At 67.3% G+C, this 21,915-nt stretch carries 17 protein-coding genes; 4 read left to right on the forward strand and 13 right to left on the reverse strand.

From position 1 onward, the window contains the following. Positions 1-4 precede the first annotated feature (4 nt). Genes BLT03_RS16795 through BLT03_RS16805 form a run of 3 tightly spaced genes read right to left on the reverse strand, consistent with a single transcriptional unit; the run spans position 5 to position 3,818 of the window. Positions 5-859, reverse strand: coding sequence for an enoyl-CoA hydratase family protein (locus tag BLT03_RS16795; RefSeq protein ID WP_092744906.1), 855 nt, complete (start codon positions 857-859; stop codon positions 5-7). Continuing rightward, positions 856-1,353: a MarR family winged helix-turn-helix transcriptional regulator gene (locus BLT03_RS16800; RefSeq protein WP_092744907.1), complete on the reverse strand. Its 498-nt coding sequence runs from the start codon at positions 1,351-1,353 to the stop codon at positions 856-858. Before BLT03_RS16800 ends, BLT03_RS16795 begins: the two co-directional genes overlap by 4 nt. A 5-nt stretch (positions 1,354-1,358) precedes the next feature. Beyond that, the gene (locus tag BLT03_RS16805; RefSeq protein ID WP_092744908.1) at positions 1,359-3,818 is read right to left on the reverse strand and encodes a bifunctional salicylyl-CoA 5-hydroxylase/oxidoreductase; all 2,460 of its coding nucleotides are present in this window, start codon (positions 3,816-3,818) and stop codon (positions 1,359-1,361) included. 105 nt (positions 3,819-3,923) lie between these two features. Between BLT03_RS16805 and BLT03_RS16810 the strand changes: the two genes are divergently transcribed. Continuing rightward, entirely contained in the window at positions 3,924-5,213 is a 1,290-nt protein-coding gene (locus BLT03_RS16810) for an SAM-dependent methyltransferase (RefSeq protein ID WP_092744909.1), read from the forward strand. Between the two features lie 35 nt (positions 5,214-5,248). Next, entirely contained in the window at positions 5,249-5,575 is a 327-nt protein-coding gene (locus BLT03_RS16815; RefSeq protein ID WP_092744910.1) for a DUF1840 domain-containing protein, read from the forward strand. Between the two features lie 70 nt (positions 5,576-5,645). Here the strand turns inward: BLT03_RS16815 and BLT03_RS16820 are convergent, their stop codons facing one another. Then, complete coding sequence (locus BLT03_RS16820) at positions 5,646-6,131, reverse strand: lysozyme inhibitor LprI family protein (RefSeq protein ID WP_175537783.1); 486 nt, start codon at positions 6,129-6,131, stop codon at positions 5,646-5,648. A gap of 428 nt (positions 6,132-6,559) precedes the next feature. On the opposite strand from BLT03_RS16820, the gene BLT03_RS16825 reads away from it, so the two are divergent. Both BLT03_RS16825 and BLT03_RS16830 read left to right on the forward strand, forming a co-directional pair. After that, positions 6,560-9,649 carry an IPTL-CTERM sorting domain-containing protein gene (locus tag BLT03_RS16825; protein WP_175537784.1) on the forward strand — a complete coding sequence of 1,030 codons (3,090 nt, stop codon included), beginning with the start codon at positions 6,560-6,562 and terminating at the stop codon, positions 9,647-9,649. 456 nt (positions 9,650-10,105) lie between these two features. After that, positions 10,106-10,516, forward strand: a complete 411-nt coding sequence (locus BLT03_RS16830) for a hypothetical protein (RefSeq protein ID WP_092744913.1) — start codon at positions 10,106-10,108, stop codon at positions 10,514-10,516. Positions 10,517-10,556: 40 nt separating this feature from the next. Here BLT03_RS16830 and BLT03_RS16835 read toward each other — a convergent pair whose 3' ends face one another. The 9 genes from BLT03_RS16835 to BLT03_RS16875 form a co-directional block, all read right to left on the reverse strand. Further along, positions 10,557-11,627, reverse strand: coding sequence for a Bug family tripartite tricarboxylate transporter substrate binding protein (locus tag BLT03_RS16835; RefSeq protein ID WP_245711432.1), 1,071 nt, complete (start codon positions 11,625-11,627; stop codon positions 10,557-10,559). 193 nt (positions 11,628-11,820) lie between these two features. Then, the gene (locus tag BLT03_RS16840; RefSeq protein WP_092744914.1) at positions 11,821-12,810 is read right to left on the reverse strand and encodes a tripartite tricarboxylate transporter substrate-binding protein; all 990 of its coding nucleotides are present in this window, start codon (positions 12,808-12,810) and stop codon (positions 11,821-11,823) included. Between the two features lie 214 nt (positions 12,811-13,024). Continuing rightward, the gene (locus tag BLT03_RS16845) at positions 13,025-14,272 is read right to left on the reverse strand and encodes a phenylacetate--CoA ligase family protein (protein WP_092744915.1); all 1,248 of its coding nucleotides are present in this window, start codon (positions 14,270-14,272) and stop codon (positions 13,025-13,027) included. 196 nt (positions 14,273-14,468) lie between these two features. Beyond that, a complete protein-coding gene (locus BLT03_RS16850) occupies positions 14,469-15,278 on the reverse strand; it encodes an ABC transporter ATP-binding protein (RefSeq protein ID WP_092744916.1) in 810 nt (269 codons plus the stop codon). Positions 15,279-15,486: 208 nt separating this feature from the next. Continuing rightward, positions 15,487-16,812: an ABC transporter substrate-binding protein gene (locus BLT03_RS16855; protein ID WP_092744917.1), complete on the reverse strand. Its 1,326-nt coding sequence runs from the start codon at positions 16,810-16,812 to the stop codon at positions 15,487-15,489. 79 nt (positions 16,813-16,891) lie between these two features. Further along, complete coding sequence (locus BLT03_RS16860; protein ID WP_092744918.1) at positions 16,892-17,968, reverse strand: branched-chain amino acid ABC transporter permease; 1,077 nt, start codon at positions 17,966-17,968, stop codon at positions 16,892-16,894. Positions 17,969-18,094: 126 nt separating this feature from the next. Further along, positions 18,095-19,024, reverse strand: a complete 930-nt coding sequence (locus tag BLT03_RS16865; protein WP_092744919.1) for a branched-chain amino acid ABC transporter permease — start codon at positions 19,022-19,024, stop codon at positions 18,095-18,097. Positions 19,025-19,034: 10 nt separating this feature from the next. Beyond that, positions 19,035-19,820 (reverse strand): ABC transporter ATP-binding protein, encoded by a 786-nt coding sequence (locus BLT03_RS16870; RefSeq protein ID WP_092744920.1) that lies wholly within the window; start codon positions 19,818-19,820, stop codon positions 19,035-19,037. Between the two features lie 22 nt (positions 19,821-19,842). Further along, the gene (locus BLT03_RS16875; protein ID WP_092744921.1) at positions 19,843-21,789 is read right to left on the reverse strand and encodes an AMP-dependent synthetase/ligase; all 1,947 of its coding nucleotides are present in this window, start codon (positions 21,787-21,789) and stop codon (positions 19,843-19,845) included. Positions 21,790-21,915: the final 126 nt, after the last annotated feature.

Raw genomic sequence — 21,915 nt, forward strand, 5'->3', positions numbered from 1 at the left:
GGCCTCAATCCCCTGCGAAGACGGGTTTTTGCTTGGCCGCGAACGCTTCGTAGGCGCGGCGGAAATCCTGCGTCTGCATGCAGATCGCCTGGGCCTGGGCCTCGGCCTCGATGGCCTGGTCGATCGTCATGCTCCACTCCTGGCCCAGCATCGTCTTGGTCATGCCGTGCGCGAACGTGGGGCCTTCGGCCAGCGTGCGGGCCAGGCCCTGCACCTGCGCCAGCAGATCGGCCGATTCGTGCAGGCCGTTGAAAAAGCCCCAGGCCAGCCCTTCCTGCGCGGTCATCGCGCGGCCGGTGAACAGCAGTTCGGACGCGCGGCCCTGGCCGATCATGCGCGGCAGCAGCGCGCAGGCGCCCATGTCGGCGCCGGCCAGCCCCACGCGGGTGAACAGGAACGCGGTGCGCGCGGCAGGCGTGCCGTAGCGCAGGTCGCAGGCCAGCGCCACCATGGCGCCCGCGCCGGCGCAGATGCCGTCGATGGCGCCCAGCACAGGCTGCGGGCAGGCGCGGATGGCCTTCACCAGGTCGCCCGTCATGCGCGTGAACTCCAGCAGCTCGGGCATGGACATGCCGGTGAGCGGGCCGATGATTTCATGCACGTCGCCGCCCGAGCAGAAGTTGCCGCCCGCGCCGGTCACCACCACGGCCTTCACGTCGGTGGCGGTGCGCAGCGCGCCGAAGAAGTCGCGCAGCTCGGCATAGCTTTGGAAGGTGAGCGGGTTCTTGCGCTCGGGCCGGTCCAGCGTGATGGTGCCCACTCCGCGGTCGAAGTGCCACGCAAAATGCTGCGCCGTGTAGGGCTCCCGGGGCTCGAACTGCGGGCGCATGGGGTTGCCTGCGGAGATGTAGTGCTTCATGCAGTGGTTTCCTGGAGGGGTTGGGCGGGCTGCGCGTGCGCTTTCACTTTGCCGAGCAGCCGGTGCAGGGTGGCGATGTCGCGCTCGCCCAGCGGGCCGAACGCATCGACGATCCACTGCGCGTGCGCGTGGGCCATCGCGTCGAACTGTTCGCGCCCGTGGGGCGTGAGCCGCACGAGGAACACGCGGCGGTCGCCCGCCACGTCCACGCGCTCGACCAGGCCTTCGGCGACGAGCTGATCGGTGATGCCGGTGACGTTGCCGCTCGTGACCATCATGCGGCGCGAGAGGTCTTTCATCTTCAGGCCCTCGGGCGCGCGCTCCAGCTGCGCCATCAGGTCGAATCGCGGCAGCGTGGTGCCGAACTGGTCGCGCAGCCGGGTGCGCACCTGCTTTTCCACCAGTTGCGTGCAGGTGAGCAGGCGCAGCCACAGGCGCAGGGCCTCAGGGTGCTCGCTGGGCGCGGCGTCGTGCAGGCGGGCTTCGAGGTCCATTGCTGTCAGTCCGCCGCTTCGTTTGCTATTTTTTTGATAGCTATGCTCCCTAGTGGTGATTGCGCCAGGGCCTGTTTTTGCTTGGATGCCTCGCGCAGCATCTGGTCGCGGCCGGCCCAGTAGGGGCGCGGCCAGTGCACCTGCCGGCTGGCCGCCTCGCCCAGTTGCGCGGCGGCGTGCAGCGTCCAGGCGGGGTCGGCCAGGTGCGGGCGGGCGATGGCGCACAGGTCGGCGCGGCCGGCGGCGATGATGCTGTTGGCATGGTCGGCCTCGCTGATGGCGCCCACGGCCATGGTGGCGATCTCCACCTCGTTGCGGATGCGGTCGGCGAACGGCGTCTGGTACATGCGGCCGTACACGGGCCGGGCCGCGCGCGTGGTCTGGCCGGACGACACGTCGATCAGGTCGCAGCCTGCGGCCTTGAACCACCGCGCGATGGCCACCGCATCGTCGGGCGTGGTGCCGCCGGGCGCCCAGTCGTGGGCCGAGATGCGCACGCTCATGGGCCGGTCCGCCGGCCACGCGGCGCGCACGGCGGCGAACACTTCCAGCGGGTAGCGGCAGCGGTTTTCCAGGCTGCCGCCGTATTCGTCGGTGCGCTGGTTGGTGAGCGGGCTGATGAAGCTCGCCAGCAGGTAGCCGTGCGCGCAGTGCAGTTCCAGCCAGTCGAAACCGCAGGCCGCAGCGCGTTCGGTGCTGGCCACGAAGGCGGCGGTGAGCGCTTCCATGTCGGCGCGCGTCAGGGCGGCGGGCGTCTGGTTCTGCGGGCCGTAGGGCAACGCGCTGGCGGCGCGCAGCGGCCAGTTGCCGTGCGGATCGTCGTCGGGCAGGGGCTCGTCCGTGCCCTCCCAGCCCACGCGCGTGGAGCCCTTGGGGCCGCTGTGGCCGAGCTGCATGCCGATCTTCGCGCGGCTGCTGCCGTGCACGAAGTCGGCGATGCGTGCGAAGGCGGCTTGCTGGGCATCGTTCCACAGGCCCGTGCACGCGGGGGTGATGCGGCCATCGGACGTGGGGCTGGTCATTTCCACCATCACCAGCGCTGCGCCGCCGAGCGCGCGCGCGCCCAGGTGCACCAGGTGAAAGTCCTGCGGCATGCCATCGACCGCGCTGTAGGTGGCCATGGGCGAGACCACGATGCGGTTGTCCAACGTGAGCCCGCGCAGCGTGAACGGCGTGAGCATGGGCGGCACAGCGCCGACCCTGTTGCCCTTGTCGCCCTTGCCAGCTTTGTTGCCAGCGGCTGGCGTGCGGAGGGATTCGCCAGCGGCGCCGCCCACGGTGGGGCGCGCCTCGGCCAGCCAGGCCTCGTAGCCCTCCAGCCACGGCGCATCGCGCAGGCGCAGGTTTTCGTGGCTGATGCGCTGGCTGCGCGTGAGCAGCGAATACGCGAACTGTTCGAGCGGCAGGCGGCTGTAGCGCGCCACGTTCTCGAACCACTCGGTGGAGTTGCGCGCGGCGTTCTGGATCTTGAGCACCTCGACGCTGCGGCGTGCCTCGTAGTCGTGCAGCGCGTCATCCAGCGTTGCGCCGGTGGCCAGCGCCTGCGCCAGGTCGATGGCGTCTTCCAGCGCCAGCTTGGTGCCGCTGCCGATCGAGAAATGCGCCGTGTGCGCGGCGTCGCCCATCAGCACGATGGGCACGGCCTTGCCGGCGATGGTTTCGCGGTGCACCCAGGTGCGGCAGATCACGCGCGGAAAACGAATCCAGTTGGCCGAGCCCCGCAGGTGCGTGGCGTTGCTGATCAGCGTGTGCCCGCCCAGGTACGGCGCGAAGAGCTTTTCGCAGAAAGCAATCGCCTCGGGCTGCTCCATGCGGTCCAGGCCATGGGCCTGCCACACGGCCTCGGGCGTCTCGACGATGAAGGTGGAGGTGTCGGCATCGAACTGGTAGGCATGGGCCTGGAACCAGCCGTGCTCGGTTTCTTCGAAGGCGAAGGTGAAAGCGTCGAACTTCTGGTGCGTGCCCAGCCACACGAAGCGGCACAGGCGCAGATCGATGTCGGGCTGAAAGACTTCGGCGTAGCGCGTGCGGATGCGGCTGTTCAGGCCATCGCTGGCGATCACCAGATCGGCGCCGTAGCGGGCGGCCAGAGCTTGATCGTCGGCCACGTCGGTTTCGAACTGCAGCTCCACGCCCAGCGCGAGGCAGCGCTCTTGCAGGATGTTCAGCAGCCGCTTGCGCCCGATGCCGCAAAAGCCGTGGCCGCTGGAGCGCACGCTGCGACCGCGCAAGAACACCTCCACGTCGTCCCAGTGGTTGAACGCATCGCCGATCTGCGCGGCGGTGTCCGGGTCTGCCGCCTGCAGGTTGGCCAGCGTCTGGTCCGACAGCACCACGCCCCACCCGAAGGTGTCGAACGGGCGGTTGCGCTCCACCACCACGATGCGGTGCGCCGGGTTCTGCCGTTTCATCAGCAGGGCGAAATAAAGGCCGGCGGGACCGCCACCGATGCACAGGATGTTCATGCGAGAACAGTTTAGGCTTAAACAAAATGCTGTCAACGGGGTTTTGCCGCCGTGTCAGACAACAGCCCATTGACGCTGCCAAAGACCGGCCGAAGAATCAAAACCATGAAATCGCTGCTGCACGCCCTGCAAGCCCGGCTGGAGAGCCTGCCGGTGGATCTTTCGCTCGAGCTGCCCGGCGGACAGCGGCTGGGCCATGCGCAGGCGCCCGTGGCGCTGCAGTTTCGCGACAGCCGCTCGCTGGCGGCGCTGGTGGCGGGCGAGGTCGGCGACGTGGGCGCGGCCATCGTGGAAGGGCGCGTGCGCTTCGAGGGCCGCATGCGCGACCTGGTGGCGGCCGCCGCCGCGCTGCTGCACGGCGACCCGGCACGCGAGCAGGCCGGCTGGTGGACGCGCATGATGGCCCGCGCCCGGTCGCGCGCTGTGCACACCATCGCGCGCGACGCGCAGCAGGTGCAGTTCCACTACGACCTGTCCGACGACTTCTACGCGCTGTGGCTCGACCCGCGCCGCGTGTATTCGTGTGCCTATTACCGCGAGCGTGGCATGGACCTGGCCCAGGCGCAGGAGGCCAAGCTCGACCACATCTGCCGCAAGCTGCTCCTTGCGCCCGGGCAGCGCTTTCTGGACATCGGCGCGGGCTGGGGCGGGCTGCTGCTGTGGGCGGCCGAGCATTACGGCGTGGACGCCACCGGCGTCACCCTGTCGCGCAACCAGCACGCGCATGTGTCGCGCCTGATCGCGGAGCGGGGCCTGGCGGGCCGCGTGCGCATGGAGCTGCGCGACTACCGCGAGCTGCCGCACCCCGAGGCCCAGCCGTTCGACCGCATTGCCTCCGTCGGCATGTTCGAGCACGTGGGCCGCGCGCACATGCCCGACTACTTCACCACCGTGCGCCGTCTGCTGCGCCCGGGCGGCCTGCTGCTCAACCACGGCATCACCGCGGGCGGCGTGGACAACGCGCAACTGGGCGCGGGCCTGGGCGACTTCATCGAAAGGTACATCTTTCCGGGGGGCGAACTGCTGCACGTGAGCGCCGTGCTGCACGACCTGGCCGCCAGCGGCCTCGAAATGGTGGACACCGAAAACCTGCGGCCGCACTACGCGCGCACGCTGTGGGCCTGGTCCGATGCGCTGGAGTCGCGCCTGGACGAAGCGCTGCGCGTGCTCTCGGCCGGCGCGGGCGCGGAGCAGGGCGAGCGGGCGCTGCGGGCGTATCGGCTCTACCTGGCGGGCAGCGCCATGGGTTTCGAGCGCGGCTGGATGGCGCTGCACCAGATGCTCGCCACACGCCCCGACGGCGATCTCGCCACCGGCGCCCTCACCGGCGCGCAGTCGGACTATCCTTTCACCCGCGGCTACATGTATGGCCGCACCGACCCGGCCGCCACTTGACTGCGGCCACCCTCTTACGGAAACCCTGACTGCCCATGCTCTACAAATTCAAATCCCGCGCCACGGCCGACGTCATCATGCTGGAGCCCAATGGCCGGCAGTTGCTGCAGATCATGGGCAAATCCACCGACCCGCACGGCATCGTCACCGTCGCGCAGATCCCGGCGGCGCTGCAGGCGCTGGAAGCGGCCATCGCAGCCGACGAAGCCAAGGGCCGGCCCGATGCGGCCGACGATGACGCGGCCGGTGAGGACGACAGCGCGGGCGAGCGCCCCGACACCGTGCGCCTTCGCCAGCGCGCGGCCCCGATCATCGACATGCTCAAGCGCAGCGCGGCCGAAGGCCACGACGTGGTCTGGTAACGCGGGGGCGCTCTGCGGCGCTGGCCTGTTCCCATTCCTGTTCCTGCTTTGGCGCAGCGGCTGCGCCGAGCTACCTTGCGCGCTGCGCCAGATCTTGCGCGCTGCTGTGCAGCGACCGGGTGCGCTGCCAGTTCAATGCTGCCGTGCAGGCCAGGTGCCGCAGGTCCAGCGCGGCACCGATCGCGCCGCCGCCGATCGACTTCATGAAGGCGCACTCCGCCGCCCGGTAGTGCACGAACGACCGGCTGGCGGCCGCCAGCCGGTCCTTGGTGAGCTGCGTGTACCGGGCGTCTTCATCCCAGCCGGCAACTGCGCGCAGGACTGCGGCCTGGGCCAATTTCAGGTCTTTTTCGCTCTCGCGGTTCTTTCGCTGCAGGCACGCACGCATGTCGGCCTGCGAGCCTTCCAGGCTGCATTCGTCGCGCAACGCCGTCTCGGTCGGCGCGTGGGGGGCCCTGGCCGGGCCGCCGGCTGCGCTGGCGGCTGAGGGCAGTGCCAGCAGGGCTGCGGCGGTCAGGGTGGCGGCTGCTGCCATGGCACAGGTCAAGGAACGCATGCGGGGTCTTTCTTGATGAACGAACTGGGATGGGCCGGCGAGCGAGAAGCAGCCCCGCCTTGAAAGTTCTGAATTGTGCTTCGTTGTGTTCACCGAGCCGTACTGGGGCTGCAGGCCATGGCATGGCTGCCGCGCAACTACCGGGCCAAGCACCCGCGCCATTGCATCATCGACGGTCCGCGCCCGGCCGCGCGTGGTGTGCGTGTTGCTTAACGGGTGATCGGGCTGCAAATTCACTGATTTCAGGTACAGACGGCGTGCGCCTTGCGGGCTAGCATCGCCCCCTTGCCTGCAGCCACCACCCACTCATGCGTTCCTGGAGCATGGGTAAAACCACCCCCGGGGCAACCGTCCCGATGCCATCGAACATGACCCAACACCGCCTGACCGACGGCCTCAGATACTCGCGTGCCGTTTGGCAAAGGTGCATGCGCAGCGGATGGTGGGCCCTGGCCACCCTTCTGTGGATGGCCCTGGCAGCCTCTGGGGCCCATGCGCAAGGCAACTCCCTTTTGCCCGGCGCATCGCTCGGTGCCATTGCCAGCCAGGTCTCAGCCGGCAACTCTCACACCTGCGCGGTGACTACGGGCGGTGCCGTCCAGTGCTGGGGCTGGAACGGAAATGGGCAGACCAACGTACCTGTGGCGCTGCAAAGCGGCGGGGTAGTGTCTGTGGCTGCTGGCAACGCTCACACCTGCGCGGTGACCACGGGCGGCGCCGTCCAGTGCTGGGGCAAAAACAGCGACGAGCAGACCAACGTACCGGCAGCGCTGCAAAGCGGCGGGGCGGTGTCTGTGGCTGCTGGCGAATCTCACACCTGCGCGGTGACCACGGGCGGCGCCGTCCAATGCTGGGGGAGAAACAGTCGCGGGCAGACCAACGTACCTGTGGCGCTGCAAAGCGGCGGGGTGGTGTCCGTGGCTGCAGCCGAGTTACACACCTGCGCGTTGACCACGGACGGTGCCGTCCAGTGCTGGGGCGACACCGTTCACGGGCAGACCAACGTACCGGTGGCGTTGCAAACCGGCGGAGCGGTGTCCCTGGCTGCAGGCGGCTATCACACCTGCGTGGTGACTACGGGAGGTGCCGTCCAGTGCTGGGGCGATATCGGTGGCGGGGAGAGCAACGTACCGGCAGCGCTGCAAAGCGGCGGGGCGATGTCTGTGGCTGCGGGTTTCACTCACACCTGCGCCGTGACCACGGGCGGTGCCGTCCAGTGCTGGGGCAGCAACGGTTTCGAGCAGACCACCGTACCGACGGCGCTGAGCGGCGCGGCGGTGTCCGTGGCTGCAGGCGCCAATCACACCTGCGCAGTGACCAAGGGCGGCGCCGTCCAGTGCTGGGGCGGCAATGGTCACGGGCAGACCGCCGTACCGATGGCGCTGCAAAACGGGGGGGCAGTATCTGTCGCTGCAGGCCTGGATTACACCTGCGTGGTGACAACGGTCGGTGCCGTCCAGTGCTGGGGCAGCAACGGCTACGAGGCGACCACTGTACCTGTGGCGCTGCAAAGCGGCGGGGCGGTGTCTTTGGCTTCAAGCTCATATCACACCTGCGCGTTGACCACGGTCGGTGCCGTCCAGTGCTGGGGCTACAAAAATTACGGGCAGATTGACGTACCGGCCGCGCTGCAAAGCGGTGGGGCGGTGTCTGTGGCTGCAGGAGACTTTCACACCTGCGCGGTGACCACGGTCGGTGCCGTCCAGTGCTGGGGCAACAACATCGACGGGCAGATCAATGTACCGGCGGCGCTGCAAAGCGGCGGGGCGGTGTCCGTGGCTGCAGGCCGCCGACACACCTGCGCGATGACTGCGGTCAGTACCGTCCAGTGCTGGGGCGATAGCGACAGTGGGCAGACCAACGTACCTGCAGCGCTGCAAAGCGCCGGTCCGGTGTCTGTGGCTCCAGGCGGCTCGTACACGTGCGCGGTGACCACGGTCGGTGCCGTCCAGTGCTGGGGCTCTAACGGTAGCGGGCAGACCAACGTACCGGTGGCGCTGCAAAGCGGCGGGGCGGTGTTGGTGGCTGCGGGCCACTACCACACCTGCGCGGTGACCAATGGCGGCGCCGTCCAGTGCTGGGGTCTCAACACCAGCGCCCAGGCACCCAGCGTGGCACGCGCCACGCAGGCCTTGTCCTTTGCGCCGGGCACGACTGCCGGTGGTGCCCCGCTTCGGGGATGGGCGCTGGGCGGCAATCTCAACTTGGCAGCCACGTCTTCGGCCAGCAGCGGCAGCCAGCCTGTGACCTACACCAGTTGGACGCCCGGCACCTGCACCGTGAGCGGCACCACAGTCACCCCAACGCCTACCGCCCAAGCCGGCCATCTGTGCGGGGTGGTCGCATCGCGCGCGGGTGAGCACAGCAGTGCTGCCAGCCTGGCAGCCGCCCCCGCGCAAGCCCGTGTGCTGCTGCTGGCCAAAGCTGTGCCCACCTTGGCAGTCACCACCAGCCCGGCAAGCCCGGCAAACTTTGGCGTACCGGTGACCCTGACGGCTACTTTGACCGGGGCGGCAAGCGCCACAGGCAATGTGGTGTTCTCCTCGGGCGGCACAACGCTGTGCACGGCAGCGGTGGTGGCGAGCCCTGCCAACACGGCAACCTGCCAGACCAGCGGTCTTGGTGCGGGTTCGTACACCGTGACGGCAAGTTACGTTGGCGATGCGAACAATGCTGCGGCCAATGGCACCGCCCCACTGGCCATTGCCAAGGCGACCCCGAACTTGGCAGTCACCACCAGCCCGGCAAGCCCGGCAGCCTTTGGCATGCCGGTAGCGCTGATGGTTGCGTTGACCGGTGCGGTGAACGCCACGGGCAATGTGGTGTTCTCCTCGGGCGGCACGACGCTGTGCACGGCAGCGGTGGCGGCCAGCCCTGCCAACACTGCGACTTGCGAGGCCAGCGGCCTGGCCGTGGGTTCGTACACTGTGATGGCTAGTTACGTTGGTGATGCGAGCCATGCTGCAGCCAATGGCAGCGCCACGTTGGTGGTGTCAGCAGCGTCTTTGCCCTTGCCCGGCACAGCAGGCCAGGCTACGGTGGACGTGCAAGGCCCGGCAGGGTGCCTGGTCCAGACGCCCGCGTTCAGCGCAACGCCACCGACTGGCACACCGACACCGCAGAACGTGAGCTTTCCCATGGGCGTGTTCAGTTTCACGGCCAGCGGCGCGGGATGCAGTGGCGGCATGCTGACGGTGAAGATCGATTTCCCGGCAGGCTCGCTCGACGGCTTGCAGCCGCGCAAGTACGGCCCCAGCGCGGCCAACGCTGCGCCCACCTGGTTCGCGCACGGCACGGTCACCGGTAACTCGGTGACCTATACGGTGCAGGACAACGGTGTGGGTGACAGCGATCCGGTCGCAGGGCAAATCAAAGACCCCTTCGCACTGGTATTGGCCGCAGCAGTGCCTGGGCCTGGCGGCGTGGCATCCATTCCTACGCTCAGCGAGTGGGGTGTGATCCTGCTGTCTCTGATGGCGGCAGGTTTGGGCATGTTCATGGTGCGCAGGCGCTACTGAACACCGCCTGTGCTGGCGCTGCAGGCCGGCGCGCCTGCCGGCCTGCGCGCCGGCCAGGCTGCATGCATCGCGCAACGCCGTCTCGGTCGGAGCCCCGAGGCGCTGCAAGCATTGGCGGGGTCGGCGCGCTGGTTGCGGAGGGCAGGGCCAGCAGGGCTGCTGCTGTGGTTGCTGCGGCCAGCGTGGTGGCGCAGGCCATGGCCAAGGTCCGGCAACGCATGCCCGGGTTTTCTTGAATGAACGCGCGGAGATGGGGTGGCGAGCCGTGGAGCCACCCGCCTTAAAAGTTCTGAATCCTGCTTCAAAACGCCGGTGAAACCGTGATTTCAAGCGCCAGCGCCCCTAAAGTTCACGGTCTCCAAGCGGCAGGGCGAGCACGGCATGACGATCGACCCAGGAACATCGCCCGTCCCGCCGCTGGCCCCGCCCATCCTCCCTGCGTCTTAACCGCCCTCCATGCTGACACTCGTCCCCCGGGGAATCCGAAACCACAACCCTGGCAACATCGTTCGCAGCCACATCGGCTGGCGCGGCATGGCCGACGACCAGTCGGCCGACCCGCATTTCGTGGTGTTCACCGAGCCGTACTGGGGCTTGCGGGCCATGGCATTGCTGCTGCGCAATTACCAGGCCAAACACCAGCTGTGCACCATCGACGGCATCATCCGCCGCTGGGCGGAGTCCCGCGAAGGCGATGCGTGCGACTACGTGCGGGAAGTGGCCGATGGCCTGGGCATCAGCCAGCACGCATTCGTCTGCCTTGACGCCGTGACCCTGCCGCAGGTCATGCGCACGATCGTGGGCCGGGAAAACGGCATGCAGCCGTATCCCGATGCGCTGATCACCCGCGCCGTGAGCGTGTTCTGACGCCCGCGCGCCCTGTGGTTGCCACGCCCCCAGCGGCGATTCAATCGACCTTGGCGCCCGACGCCTTCACCACCTGCGCCCACTTCTTGTGTTCGCTGTCGATGTGCTTGGCGAAGTCGGCGGGGGAGTTGCCACCGGGAATCGCACCCTGCGCGAGCATGCGCTCCTTCACGGCGGGGGTGGCCAGGGCCTTGGCGGTTTCCTGCTGGATGCGGGCCACGATGTCGGGCGGGGTGCCGGCGGGTGCCAGCAGCCCGAACCACGAACTGGCCTCGTAGCCCTTCAACTCGGGGCCGCCGACCTCTTCCACCGTGGGCACGTCGGGCAGGGCGGGCGAGCGGTGGGCACTGGTCACGGCCAGTGCCTTGAGCTTGCCGGCCTTGATCTGCGCCATGGACGACGGCAGGTTGTCGAACATCACGTCCATGTTGCCGCCCACCATGTCCAGCAGCGCCGGTCCGGAGCCGCGGTAGGGCATGTGCAGCATGAAGGTGCCGGTCATGCTCTTGAAGAGTTCGCCCGCCAGGTGGATCGAGGTGCCGTTGCCGCTCGACGCCATGTTGAGCTGGCCCGGGTGGGCCTTGGCGTAGCGGATGAAGTCGGTCACCGAATTGATGCCCAGCGAGCGGGCCTTGTCGGCGTTGATCTCCATCACGTTGGGCACGGCCGCCACGAGCGTGATCGGCACGAAGTCCTTGATGGGGTCGTACGGCAGCTTGTTGTACAGCGCGCGGTTGATGCCGTGCGTGCCCACGGTGCCCATGAGCAGCGTGTAGCCGTCGGCCGGCGATTTGGCGACGATCTCGGCGCCGATGTTGCCGCCCGCGCCGCCCCGGTTGTCCACGATGAACTGCTGTCCGAACACGCGGCCCAGTTCGGGCGCCACGGCGCGCGCCAGGATGTCGGTGGTGCCGCCGGGAGCGAACGGCACCACGATGCGCACCGGCTTGTTCGGCCACGCGCCGGACTGGGCATGGGCGCTGGGCAGCGCGTTCCACAGGCCTGCGGCCAGCAGCACGGAGGCCAAGGCCAGTGCGCGGCGGCGCGGCGTGAATGCGGTGGAGGCTATGGAGCCGGTGGAGCGGGCGGGCGAGGAAGCGGAAAAGCGCATGGGGGTCGGTCCTTGGAACTTGCGGTCAATCCCCCGTTTTAGGCCGCGCAGCGCCGGCAGGGCAGAGGGATGACCCGTAGGCCGCTGCGAGTTCCACGCCGCGCAAAGAAGGCGCGCAAGAAAAAACCGCCCGGCGGCCAGTGGGCCACGGGGCGGTCGGAGCAGCGCGGTGCGCTGCGTTGGGGGCGCAGGCTCAGTCGGCGTAGGTGCCGGCGGCCTTGATGATCGGGCCCCACTTGTCGATCTCGGCCTGCACGAACTTCTTGTGTTCGGCGGGTTCGATGCGCTGGTCGGCGGCGACCACGGCGCCCAGGCCTTCCTGCTTCTTGATGAAGTCGGGGTCTTTCAGCGCGACCTTGAGGGCGTCGTTGATCTTCTTGAGCACGTCGGCCGGCGTACCCTTGGGCGCGTACAGGCCGTGCCAGATCGTGACCTGGAAGTCCTTCAGGCCGGATTCGGCCAGGGTGGGCAGGTCTTTCAGCGATGGCGTCGTCAGGCGCTTGTCGGTGGTGACGGCGTAGGCCTTGACCTTCTTGGCCTCGATCTGCGAGGTGGTGTTGGTCGTCTGGTCGCACAGCAGATCGATCTGGCCGCCGATCAGGTCGGTGATGGCGGGCGCCGTGCCCTTGTAAGGCACGGGGGTCATCTCGACCTTCAGCGCGCTCTGGAACAGCAGGCCGCACAGGTGCGATGCCGCGCCCAGGCCGGCGTGGCCGAGGTTGATCTTGCCCTTGTTCTGGTCGATCCAGGTCGCCAGTTCTTTGTAGTTGTTGGCGGGCATCGTGGGGCGTGCGATGAGCGTCATCGGAACGTCGTTCACCATGCCCAGGTATTCGAAGTCGTTGGGCACGCTGAACGGCAGCTTGCGGTACAGCGCTGGCATGGTGGCCATGCCGATGTGGTTGAGCAGCAGGGTGTAGCCGTCGGGGTTGGCGCGCGCCACCTTGGCGGTGCCGATGGTGCTCCCCGCACCCGCGGCGTTATCGATCACCACGCTCACCCCGCCCAGGGGCTTGCGCAGCGCCTCGGCCAGATCGCGCGCCACGCGGTCGGTCGGGCCGCCGGCCGCGAACGGCACGACGATCGTGACCGTCTTGTCCTTGGAGGGATAGCCCTGCGCCTGCGCGCCGAAAGCAACAGCCACGGCAGCGGCCACCAATGCGGTCTTGAATATGGTTTTCATGAGGTTCCTTTGAAAAGACGCGCCATGATAGCCACGGGCTTTTACACCAGCATCAAGGTAATTACTTAGCAGTAACGTGTAGGGGCTTAAAGGTTTATGGGCCTGCAGCGCTTATCTGCATTGGTTTGTTTGCTATTAATTAAGTAGCGACGTGCGCCGGGCACCTGCTGAGCGGCTGCTCACCGGCAGCCCAGCCAGCGCCGCCAAGCGCTGCTCATCGGTAGCTGCGGGCGTCTTCGATCACGCGGCCGTCGTTGGGCAGTGTGCCGGGGGCCACCATTTCGACCTCGCCGCGCAGCTTGGTCTGGTCGCGCATCGCCTCGGCCAGTTGCATGGCCAGGCCGGCGGCGGTTTCGGTGGTCTCCACGCGCAGCAGCATCTGGTCGTTGGCCATCTCGCCGCTCACCACCAGGCGCGCGCGCAGCACCTGCGGAAAGCGCCGCACGATGTCGGCCACCTGGCCGGGGTGCACGAACATGCCGCGCACCTTGGTGGTCTGGTCGGCCCGGCCCATCCAGCCCTTGATGCGGGTGTTGGTGCGGCCGGTGGGGCAGTCGCCGGGCAGCACGGCCGAGAGGTCGCCCGTGCCGAAGCGCACCAGCGGGTAGTCGGGGTTGAGCGTGGTCACCACCAGTTCGCCCACTTCGCCGTCGGGCACCGGATCGCCGGTGCCGGGCCGCACGATCTCCACGATCACGCCTTCGTCCAGCACCAGGCCTTCGCGCGCGGTGGTTTCATAAGCGATCAGGCCGAGGTCGGCCGTGGCGTAGCACTGGTATCCGGCCACGCCGCGCTCGGCCAGCCAGTCGCGCAGCGAGGGTGGAAACGCTTCGCCCGAGACGAGCGCCTTGGTCACGCTGGGCAGCGGCGTGCCCAGCTCGGCCGCCTTGTCCAGCACGATCTTGAGAAAGCTTGGCGTGCCGATGTAGCCCGCGGGCTTGAGCTCCGCCATGGCCTGCACCTGCTGCTCGGTCTGGCCGGTGCCGCCCGGGAACACGGTGCAGCCCAGCGCATGCGCGCCCGATTCCATCATCGAGCCCGCCGGCACGAAGTGGTAGCTGAAGCTGTTGTGGATCAGCTCGCCCGGCCGAAAGCCCGCAGCGTGGATCGCCCGGGCCATGCGCCAGTAGTCGCGCCGCGTGCCCTCGGGCTCGTACAGCGTGCCGGGGCTGGCGAACACCCGCGGCATGGCCGCGCCGAACGACAGTGCGCTGAATCCGCCGAACACATTGGTGGCGCGGCCGGCCTGCTGGCGCGCCAGCAACTCGTGCTTGCGCGTGACCGGCAGCGTGGCCAGCGCCTGGCGCGAGGTAATGCCGGCGGCATCGATGCCCTGCAGGATGCCGGCGAACGCTGGCGAGGCGCGCTGCGCATGCGCCACCTGCGCGGGCAGCGCCGCCATCAGCGCGCTCTCGCGCGAATCGGCCGGGCGGGTTTCGAGGTCGTCGTAGAAAAGACTCATGCCAATGCCTCCGGGGTGCACGTTCTGGGCGTGCTGTTGATGTGAGAAGACCGGTCGTGTTCGAGGTGTGCCGGGCCAACGCAGTGGCGGAGCGTGGGGGCCATGATCAGCCCGACGCCGGGCCGCCCCAAGGCGGGCTGCGCCTCCTTGGAGGGCGGCGACCACACGCAGTGGCGGAGCGTGGAGGCCATATCCGTCATGCGAGCCAGCGCTTGCGGCGCTTGTAGCTCTTCACGTCCTTGAAGCTTTTGCGCTCGCCGCCGCCGACGCCGAGGTAGAACTCCTTCACGTCTTCGTTGTTGGCCAGGTCGCTCGCGGCGCCGTCCATCACCACGCGGCCGCTTTCCATGATGTAGCCGTAGTCCGAATACTTCAGGGCCATGTTGGTGTTCTGCTCGGCCAGCAGGAAGGTGACCTTTTCCTTGGTGTTGAGGTCTTTCACGATGTTGAAGACCTCCTCCACGATCTGCGGCGCCAGGCCCATCGAGGGCTCGTCCAGCAGCACCATGCTGGGGTTGGCCATCAGCGCGCGGCCGATGGCGCACATCTGCTGCTCGCCGCCCGAGGTGTAGGCCGCCTGCGAGGTGCGGCGCGTCTTCAGGCGCGGAAAGTACGCGTACACCTTCTCCAGGTTGGCCGCGATCTCGGCGCGGCTGGTGCGCGTGTACGAGCCCGTCATCAGGTTTTCCTCGATGGTCAGGTGGGCGAAGCAATGCCGCCCCTCCATCACCTGCACCACGCCGCGCTGCACCAGATCGGCGGGCGAGAGGTTCTCGATGCGCTCCCCGCGCAGCTCGATGCTTCCCTTGGTGACCTCGCCCCGCTCGCCCTGCAGCAGGTTGGAGATGGCCCGCAGCGTGGTGGTCTTGCCCGCGCCGTTGCCGCCCAGAATGGCGACGATGCCGCCCTCGGGCACCTGCAGCGAAACGCCCTTGAGCACGAGGATCACGTGGTTGTAGATCACCTCGATGCCGTTGACGTTCAGGACGATGTTCTTGGGTTCCATGGTGTTGCCTTCGCTGTGCCAATCGGCAGGGCTGCGGGTGCAGCCCTCTCGGATGGCGGCTGCAAAACAGCCGTTGATACTGGCGCCGCGACATCGCCAGGGACACCGTGGAACGGGCTTTGCCCGGCCACTGGTGTCGTCCCCCTTCCCGCGGCGCGCAGCGCCGGGAGAGAAGGGGGAAGGCGCGCAGCGCCTCAGGGGGATGTCCTCAAGACTGGCAGTCCGCAGCCTCGCGCCGGGTCATCTTCTTGTCGGCCAGGTACTTGTCCGAGCCGGCCTTGATCATGGGCTTCAGGATCTGCTCGTCGGCCTGGTACCAGTCGGAGGAGAAGTCCCACTTCTTGCCGTCCCACGTGTGCACTCGCGACCAGGTCGATCCCATGTGGTCGGAGCAGCTCGTGGACAGCGGCCGCATGATGCCGTTGAAGCCCAGCGCGTCGAGCTTCTTCTGGTCGAGCGCCAGGTTCTCCATGCCCCAGCGCACCTGCTCGCCGGTCATGACCTTGCCCTTGCCGAAGCGCTCCTGCGCGCGGCGCACGGCCTCGACGGCGAGCATCTGGATGATCACGCCGCGCGTGTACAGCACCGAGCCCACTTCTTCCTTCGGTCCCGTGCCCTGGCCCTTTTCGTGCACGTTCTTCAGGATGTCCTGGATCACCTTGGACTGCGTGCCGTAGCCGTTCAGCGCCAGTGCGTGGTAGCCCTTCGCGCCTTCGCCCACGTCGCGCACGTCCGGCTCGGCGCCGGCCCACCACACGCCATAGAGCTTGTCGCGCGGGAAGCCCGTGGCCTGCGCTTCTTTCAGCGCGGTGGAGTTCATCACGCCCCAGCCCCACAGCAGCACGTAGTCGGGCCGGCTCTGGCGCACCTGCAGCCAGGTGGCCTTCTGCTCCACGCCGGGGGCGGTCACGGGCAGCATCTGCAGCTCGAAGCCGTGCATCTTGGCGCGCTCCTGCAGCACGGGAATGGGCTCCTTGCCGAACGGGCTGTCGTGGTAGACCAGGGCGATCTTCTTGCCCTTGAGCTTGTCCAGCCCGCCGGCCTGCTTGCCGATGTGCTGGATCAGGATGTCGGCACCCGTCCAGTAGCTGCCCATGAAGGGGAAGTTCCACTTGAAGGCCATGCCGTCCTGCGCGACCGACAGGCCGTAGCCCAGCGTCATCAGCGGGATCTTGTCCACAGGGGCTTTTTCGGTCAGCGCGAACGTGATGCCGGTGGCCTGCGGATCGAACAGCGCCACGCCGGGGCGGCCCTTCAGGCGTTCATAGCACTCCACGCCGCGGTCGGTGGCGTAGCCGGTTTCGCATTCCTCGAAGGTGAGCTTGACGCCGTTCACGCCGCCGTCGCGCGCGTTGATCATCTTGATGTAGTCCTGCTTGCCGTTGGCCCACGGCACGCCGTTGGGCGCATACGGGCCCGTGCGGTACGACAGCAGCGGAAAGAACTGCTCCTTGGCCTGCGCGAAGGCGCTGGTCGCCACGGACGCACTGCCTGCCGCCACGAGGGCAGCGATCACGAGTTTCGAAAGCTTCATTTGTCTCTCCTTGGAAATTGAATGGATTGAAGCGCGGGGGGAAACCGGAAAAAGGACGGGGCGAAGCGGTGCGCGCGCCCTAGTGAGGGAAGGGCCACAGCCGCAGCTTTTGCTTGGCGGTGGACCACAGCTTGGCCAGCCCGTGCGGCTCGACGATGAGGAACCACACGATGAGCGCGCCGAAGATCATCAGCTCGGCATGCGACACGCCGGCCGTGGAGATGCCGATGCCGAACAGCCCCAGCAGAGCGGGCAGGAACTGGTTGAGCACGATGGGCAGCACCACGATGAAGGCCGCGCCGAAGAAGCCGCCCATGATCGAGCCCAGCCCGCCGATGATCACCATGAACAGCAGCCGGAACGACACCTCCACCGAGAACGCGGCTGGCTCCCACGCACCCAGGTGCACGAAGGCCCACAGCGCGCCGGCCATGCCCACGATGAACGAGCTGACGGCGAACGCGCTGAGTTTTGCGTACATGGGCCGGATGCCGATCACGGCGGCAGCCACGTCCATGTCGCGGATGGCCATCCATTCGCGGCCGATGGCCCCACGCACCAGGTTCTTGGCCAGGAGCGCGACCACCACCAGCAGGCCCAGGCAGAACAGGTATTTGGACTGCGCGCTTTCGATGGGCATGCCGAACACTTGCAGCCCGTTGACCGACACCGAGCCCGAGTCGGAGTTGTTGGTGAACCACTTGATGCGCAGGAACATCCAGTCGCTGAAGAACTGCGCGGCCAGCGTGGCCACCGCCAGGTACAGCCCCTTCACGCGCAGGCTGGGCAGCCCGAAGAGGATGCCGAAGAACGTGGCGCACAGCCCGCCCAGCACGATGGCCGGAATCAGCGGCAGGCCCGGCAGCCGCACGAAGAAGTTGTAGGCCCCGTAGGCGCCCACCGCCATGAACGCCCCCGAGCCCAGCGAGATCTGCCCGCAGTAGCCCACGAGGATGTTCACGCCCAGAGCGGCCATCGACATGATGACGAGAGGAATCAGGATGGCCCGAAAAAAGTAGTCGCTCGCCAGCATCGGCACCGCGATGAAGGCCACGGCCAGCAGCAGCGCAATGGCGATGCGGTCCTGCGCGATCGGAAAGATCTGCTGGTCGGCGCGGTAAGTGGTCTTGAACTGGCCGTTTTCGCGGTAGAGCATGGGTGTGGTCTCTCAATGATTTTTTAGCTACGACACGCTTCGCTTAACTTTGCTTTGCAAAGTCAGTCGTCGCTGAAAGCTCATCCTTCGCCTGCGGCGAAGAACCCTCCGGGTTGATCGCGTGTTTCATACGCGATCGATGATCTTTTCGCCGAACAGACCTTGCGGCCGGAACAGAAGAAACACCAAGGCCAGCACATACGCGAACCAGATCTCGATGCCCCCGCCCACGAACGGGCCCAGGTACACCTCGGAGAGCTTCTCGCCCACGCCAATGATCAGCCCGCCCAGGATGGCGCCCGGCACCGAGGTGAGGCCACCCAGAATCACCACCGGCAGCGCGCGCAGCGCCACCGTGGTGAGGGAGAACTGCACGCCCAGCTTGCTGCCCCAGATCATTCCGGCCACCAGCGCCACCACGCCCGCCACGCACCACACGATCACCCAGATGCGGTTCAGTGGAATGCCAATGGACTGCGCGGCTTGGTGGTCGTCGGCCACGGCGCGCAGCGCGCGCCCCGTGGAAGTCTTCTGAAAGAAAACGCTCAGCAGGATCACCAGGCCCGCGGCGATGGCGGCGGCGATGACGTCTTCCTTGTTGATCAGCACGCCGCCCTCGAACATCGATTCGAACGCGAAGATGGGCTCCTTCGGCATGCCGATGTCTATCTTGTAGATGTCGCTGCCGAACATCGTCTGGCCCAGGCCTTCGAGGAAGTACGTGATGCCCAGCGTGGCCATCAGCAGCGTGGCGCCTTCCTGATTCACCAGGTGGCGCAGCACCAGGCGCTCGATGCACCAGGCCACCACGAACATCAGCGCGCCTGCCAGGATGAAGGCCACGACGCCGGCGAACAGCGCGCTCTCGATGCCCGTCCACTTCGGAATCCATTCGGACAGCCGCGCCATCGCGAGCGCCGCGAACAGCACCATCGCGCCCTGCGCAAAATTGAAGACACCCGAGGCCTTGTAGATCAGCACGAAGCCCAGCGCCACCAGCGAATACAGCATGCCGGCCATGAGGCCGCCGATGAGGGTTTCCAGAAAGAATGCCATGGGTGGGTCCTCAGTGCGATGTGCCGAGATAGGCACTGATCACGTCGTCGTTGTTGCGCACTTCGTCAGGCGTGCCGTCCCCGATCTTCTTGCCGTAGTCGAGCACGACCACGCGGTCGGAGATGTCCATCACCACGCCCATGTCGTGCTCGATGAGCACGATGGTGGTGCCGAACTCGTCGTTCACGTCGAGGATGAAGCGGCACATGTCCTGCTTTTCCTCCACGTTCATGCCGGCCATGGGCTCGTCCAGCAGCAGCACCTGCGGCTCCATTGCCAGGGCGCGGCCCAGGTCCACGCGCTTTTGCAGGCCGTAGGGCAGCTGGCCCACGGGTGTCTTGCGGTAGGCCTGGATCTCCAGGAAGTCGATGATGCGTTCGACGAATGCGCGGTGGCGCATCTCCTCGCGCTCGGCCGGGCCGATGCGCAGCGCCTGCAGGAAGAGGTTGCTTTTGATCTTCAGGTTGCGCCCCGACATGATGTTGTCGATCACGCTCATGCCCTTGAAGAGCGCCAGGTTCTGGAAGGTGCGCGCCACGCCCATCTCGGCCACCTGGCGCGAGTTCATGTGCGAGAACGTCTTGCCCCGGAACGTGATGGAGCCGTCCTGCGGCGCATACACGCCGTTGATGCAGTTGAGCATGGAGCTCTTGCCCGCGCCGTTGGGGCCGATGATGGAGCGGATCTCGTGCTCGCGCACATTGAACGAGATGTCGGTGAGCGCCTTCACGCCGCCGAACCGCAGGCTGATGTTCTGGACGTCCAGGATGACGTCGCCGATCTTCTTGGTGGTCATTGGGGGTCTTCCGGCAGCGCGCTCAGGCGGCCTGCTTCGTCGGGGCGAACGTCTTGGCGTCGGCCAGCTTCAGGGTGGCGCTCACGCTGCCGGTGCGGCCGTCCTCGAACTTGACCTGCGTCTCGATGTATTGCTCGGTGCGGCCGGTGTACAGCGCCTCCACCAGCGCACCGTACTTGTCGGCGATGAAGCCGCGGCGGACCTTGTTGGTGCGCGTGAGCTCGCCGTCGTCGGCATCGAGTTCCTTGTGCAGCACGAGGAAGCGGCTGACCTGGCTGCCGGCCAGCAGGGCATCGCTTGCCAGGTCGGCGTTGACCTTTTCCACGCAGTCGCGGATCAGCTCGTACACCTCGGGCTTTTGCGCCAGATCGGTGTAGCCCGCGTAGGGCAGATTGCGCCGCTCGGCCCAGTTGCCCACCGCGTCGAAGTCGATGTTGACCATGGCGCACACCTTCTCGCGCCGGTCGCCCAGGGCCACGGCCTCCTTGATGTACGGAAAGAACTTGAGCTTGTTCTCCACGTACTTGGGCGCGAACATGGCGCCGTCGTTGGCGCCGCCCTGGATGCGGCCCACGTCCTTCACGCGGTCGATGATCTTGAGGTGCCCTTGCGCATCCAGAAAGCCGGCATCGCTCGTGCGGTACCAGCCGTCGGCCGTCAGCACCTCGGCCGTGGCGGTGGGGTTCTTGTAGTACTCCTTGAGCAGGCCGGCCGACTTGACCAAAATCTCGCCGTTGTCGGCCACCTGGATCTGCACGCCCCGGATCGGCACGCCCACCGTGTCGGCGCGGGCCTGGTGGTCGGGTTGCAGGCACACGAACACGGCGGTCTCGGTGGAGCCGTACAGCTGCTTCAGGTTGATGCCGATCGAGCGGTAGAACGTGAACAGGTCGGGCCCGATCGCCTCGCCGGCCGTGTAGGCCACCCGCACGCGCGAAAAGCCCAGGTTGTTGCGCAGCGGGCCGTACACCAGCAGGTCACCGAGCGCGTACTTGATGCGGTCCAGCAGCCCCACGGGCTGCCCGTCCATGCGCGCCGGGCCCACGCGGCGGGCCACGGCCATGCAGGCGTGGAACATCTTGCGCTTGAGCGCGCCCGCGTCTTCCATGCGGATCATCACGCTGGTGAGCAGGCCTTCGAAGATGCGCGGCGGTGCGAAGTAATAGGTCGGCCCCACTTCCTTCAAATCGATCGACACGGTGCTCGCCGACTCGGGGCAGTTCACCACGTAGCCGCAGGCCAGCCACTGCGAATAGCTGAAGATGTTCTGGCCGATCCATGCGGGTGGCAGGTAGGCCAGCACTTCCTCGGAATGGGTGAGACGGTCGAACTCTGCGCCGGCCTGCGCGCGGTCGAGCAAGGTGGCGTGCGTGTGCACCACGCCCTTGGGGTTGCCCGTGGTGCCCGAGGTGAAGAACATGGCGGCCACGTCGCCCGGCTGCACCTTGGCGACCTGCGCGCGGAACCATCCTGCGTTCTGCGCCAGGAAGGCGGCGCCAGCCTCGGCCAGCGCATCGAGCGACGCCAGGCCCGGCTCGCTGTAGTTGCGCAGGCCACGCGGATCGTCGAAGTACAGGTGCGAAAGGGCGGGGCACTGAGTGCGGATCTCCAGCAGCTTGTCGACCTGCTCCTGGTCTTCCACCACGCAAAAGCGCACCTCGGCGTTGTTGAGCGGGTACACGCATTCGGCGGCCACCGCATCCTGGTACAGCGGCACGGGAATGGCGCCCAGCGACTGCGCGGCCAGCATCGTGGCGTAAAGCCGCGGGCGGTTGGCGCCCACCACCACCAAGTGCTCTCCCGCTTGCAGACCGGCCTGGTGCAGGCCGGCGCACAGCGTCTCCACCAGCGCGGCCAGGCCCGCCCACGTGTGGGTCTGCCAGATGCCGTATTCCTTTTCGCGCAGCGCCGCGGCGGTGGGCCGTTCGGCGGCGTGCCGCAGCAGCAGTTGGGGGAAGGTGGTCGTCATGCCTGTTCCTACCGGTGGTTTCCGCCGAGGCTGCTGGCGGGGCGCGCAGCCATGCAATGGAGATGCAACGAATGGTAGGAACCGCTTTGACGCCATCTTGTCTTGCCGACGACAATTTGCGGGAAA

The organism is Paracidovorax valerianellae (genome assembly GCF_900102625.1).
GTDB classification, from domain to species: Bacteria; Pseudomonadota; Gammaproteobacteria; order Burkholderiales; family Burkholderiaceae_C; genus Paracidovorax; species Paracidovorax valerianellae.

What these genes read in the sequence shown, in the direction of transcription:
- BLT03_RS16795 (WP_092744906.1), bottom strand. Translation starts at nt 859, where the DNA reads ATGAAGCACTACATCTCCGCAGGCAACCCCATGCGCCCGCAGTTCGAG.
- BLT03_RS16800 (WP_092744907.1), bottom strand. Translation starts at nt 1,353, where the DNA reads ATGGACCTCGAAGCCCGCCTGCACGACGCCGCGCCCAGCGAGCACCCT.
- BLT03_RS16805 (WP_092744908.1), bottom strand. Translation starts at nt 3,818, where the DNA reads ATGAACATCCTGTGCATCGGTGGCGGTCCCGCCGGCCTTTATTTCGCC.
- BLT03_RS16810 (WP_092744909.1), top strand. Translation starts at nt 3,924, where the DNA reads ATGAAATCGCTGCTGCACGCCCTGCAAGCCCGGCTGGAGAGCCTGCCG.
- BLT03_RS16815 (WP_092744910.1), top strand. Translation starts at nt 5,249, where the DNA reads ATGCTCTACAAATTCAAATCCCGCGCCACGGCCGACGTCATCATGCTG.
- BLT03_RS16820 (WP_175537783.1), bottom strand. Translation starts at nt 6,131, where the DNA reads ATGCGTTCCTTGACCTGTGCCATGGCAGCAGCCGCCACCCTGACCGCC.
- BLT03_RS16825 (WP_175537784.1), top strand. Translation starts at nt 6,560, where the DNA reads ATGCGCAGCGGATGGTGGGCCCTGGCCACCCTTCTGTGGATGGCCCTG.
- BLT03_RS16830 (WP_092744913.1), top strand. Translation starts at nt 10,106, where the DNA reads ATGCTGACACTCGTCCCCCGGGGAATCCGAAACCACAACCCTGGCAAC.
- BLT03_RS16835 (WP_245711432.1), bottom strand. Translation starts at nt 11,627, where the DNA reads ATGCGCTTTTCCGCTTCCTCGCCCGCCCGCTCCACCGGCTCCATAGCC.
- BLT03_RS16840 (WP_092744914.1), bottom strand. Translation starts at nt 12,810, where the DNA reads ATGAAAACCATATTCAAGACCGCATTGGTGGCCGCTGCCGTGGCTGTT.
- BLT03_RS16845 (WP_092744915.1), bottom strand. Translation starts at nt 14,272, where the DNA reads ATGAGTCTTTTCTACGACGACCTCGAAACCCGCCCGGCCGATTCGCGC.
- BLT03_RS16850 (WP_092744916.1), bottom strand. Translation starts at nt 15,278, where the DNA reads ATGGAACCCAAGAACATCGTCCTGAACGTCAACGGCATCGAGGTGATC.
- BLT03_RS16855 (WP_092744917.1), bottom strand. Translation starts at nt 16,812, where the DNA reads ATGAAGCTTTCGAAACTCGTGATCGCTGCCCTCGTGGCGGCAGGCAGT.
- BLT03_RS16860 (WP_092744918.1), bottom strand. Translation starts at nt 17,968, where the DNA reads ATGCTCTACCGCGAAAACGGCCAGTTCAAGACCACTTACCGCGCCGAC.
- BLT03_RS16865 (WP_092744919.1), bottom strand. Translation starts at nt 19,024, where the DNA reads ATGGCATTCTTTCTGGAAACCCTCATCGGCGGCCTCATGGCCGGCATG.
- BLT03_RS16870 (WP_092744920.1), bottom strand. Translation starts at nt 19,820, where the DNA reads ATGACCACCAAGAAGATCGGCGACGTCATCCTGGACGTCCAGAACATC.
- BLT03_RS16875 (WP_092744921.1), bottom strand. Translation starts at nt 21,789, where the DNA reads ATGACGACCACCTTCCCCCAACTGCTGCTGCGGCACGCCGCCGAACGG.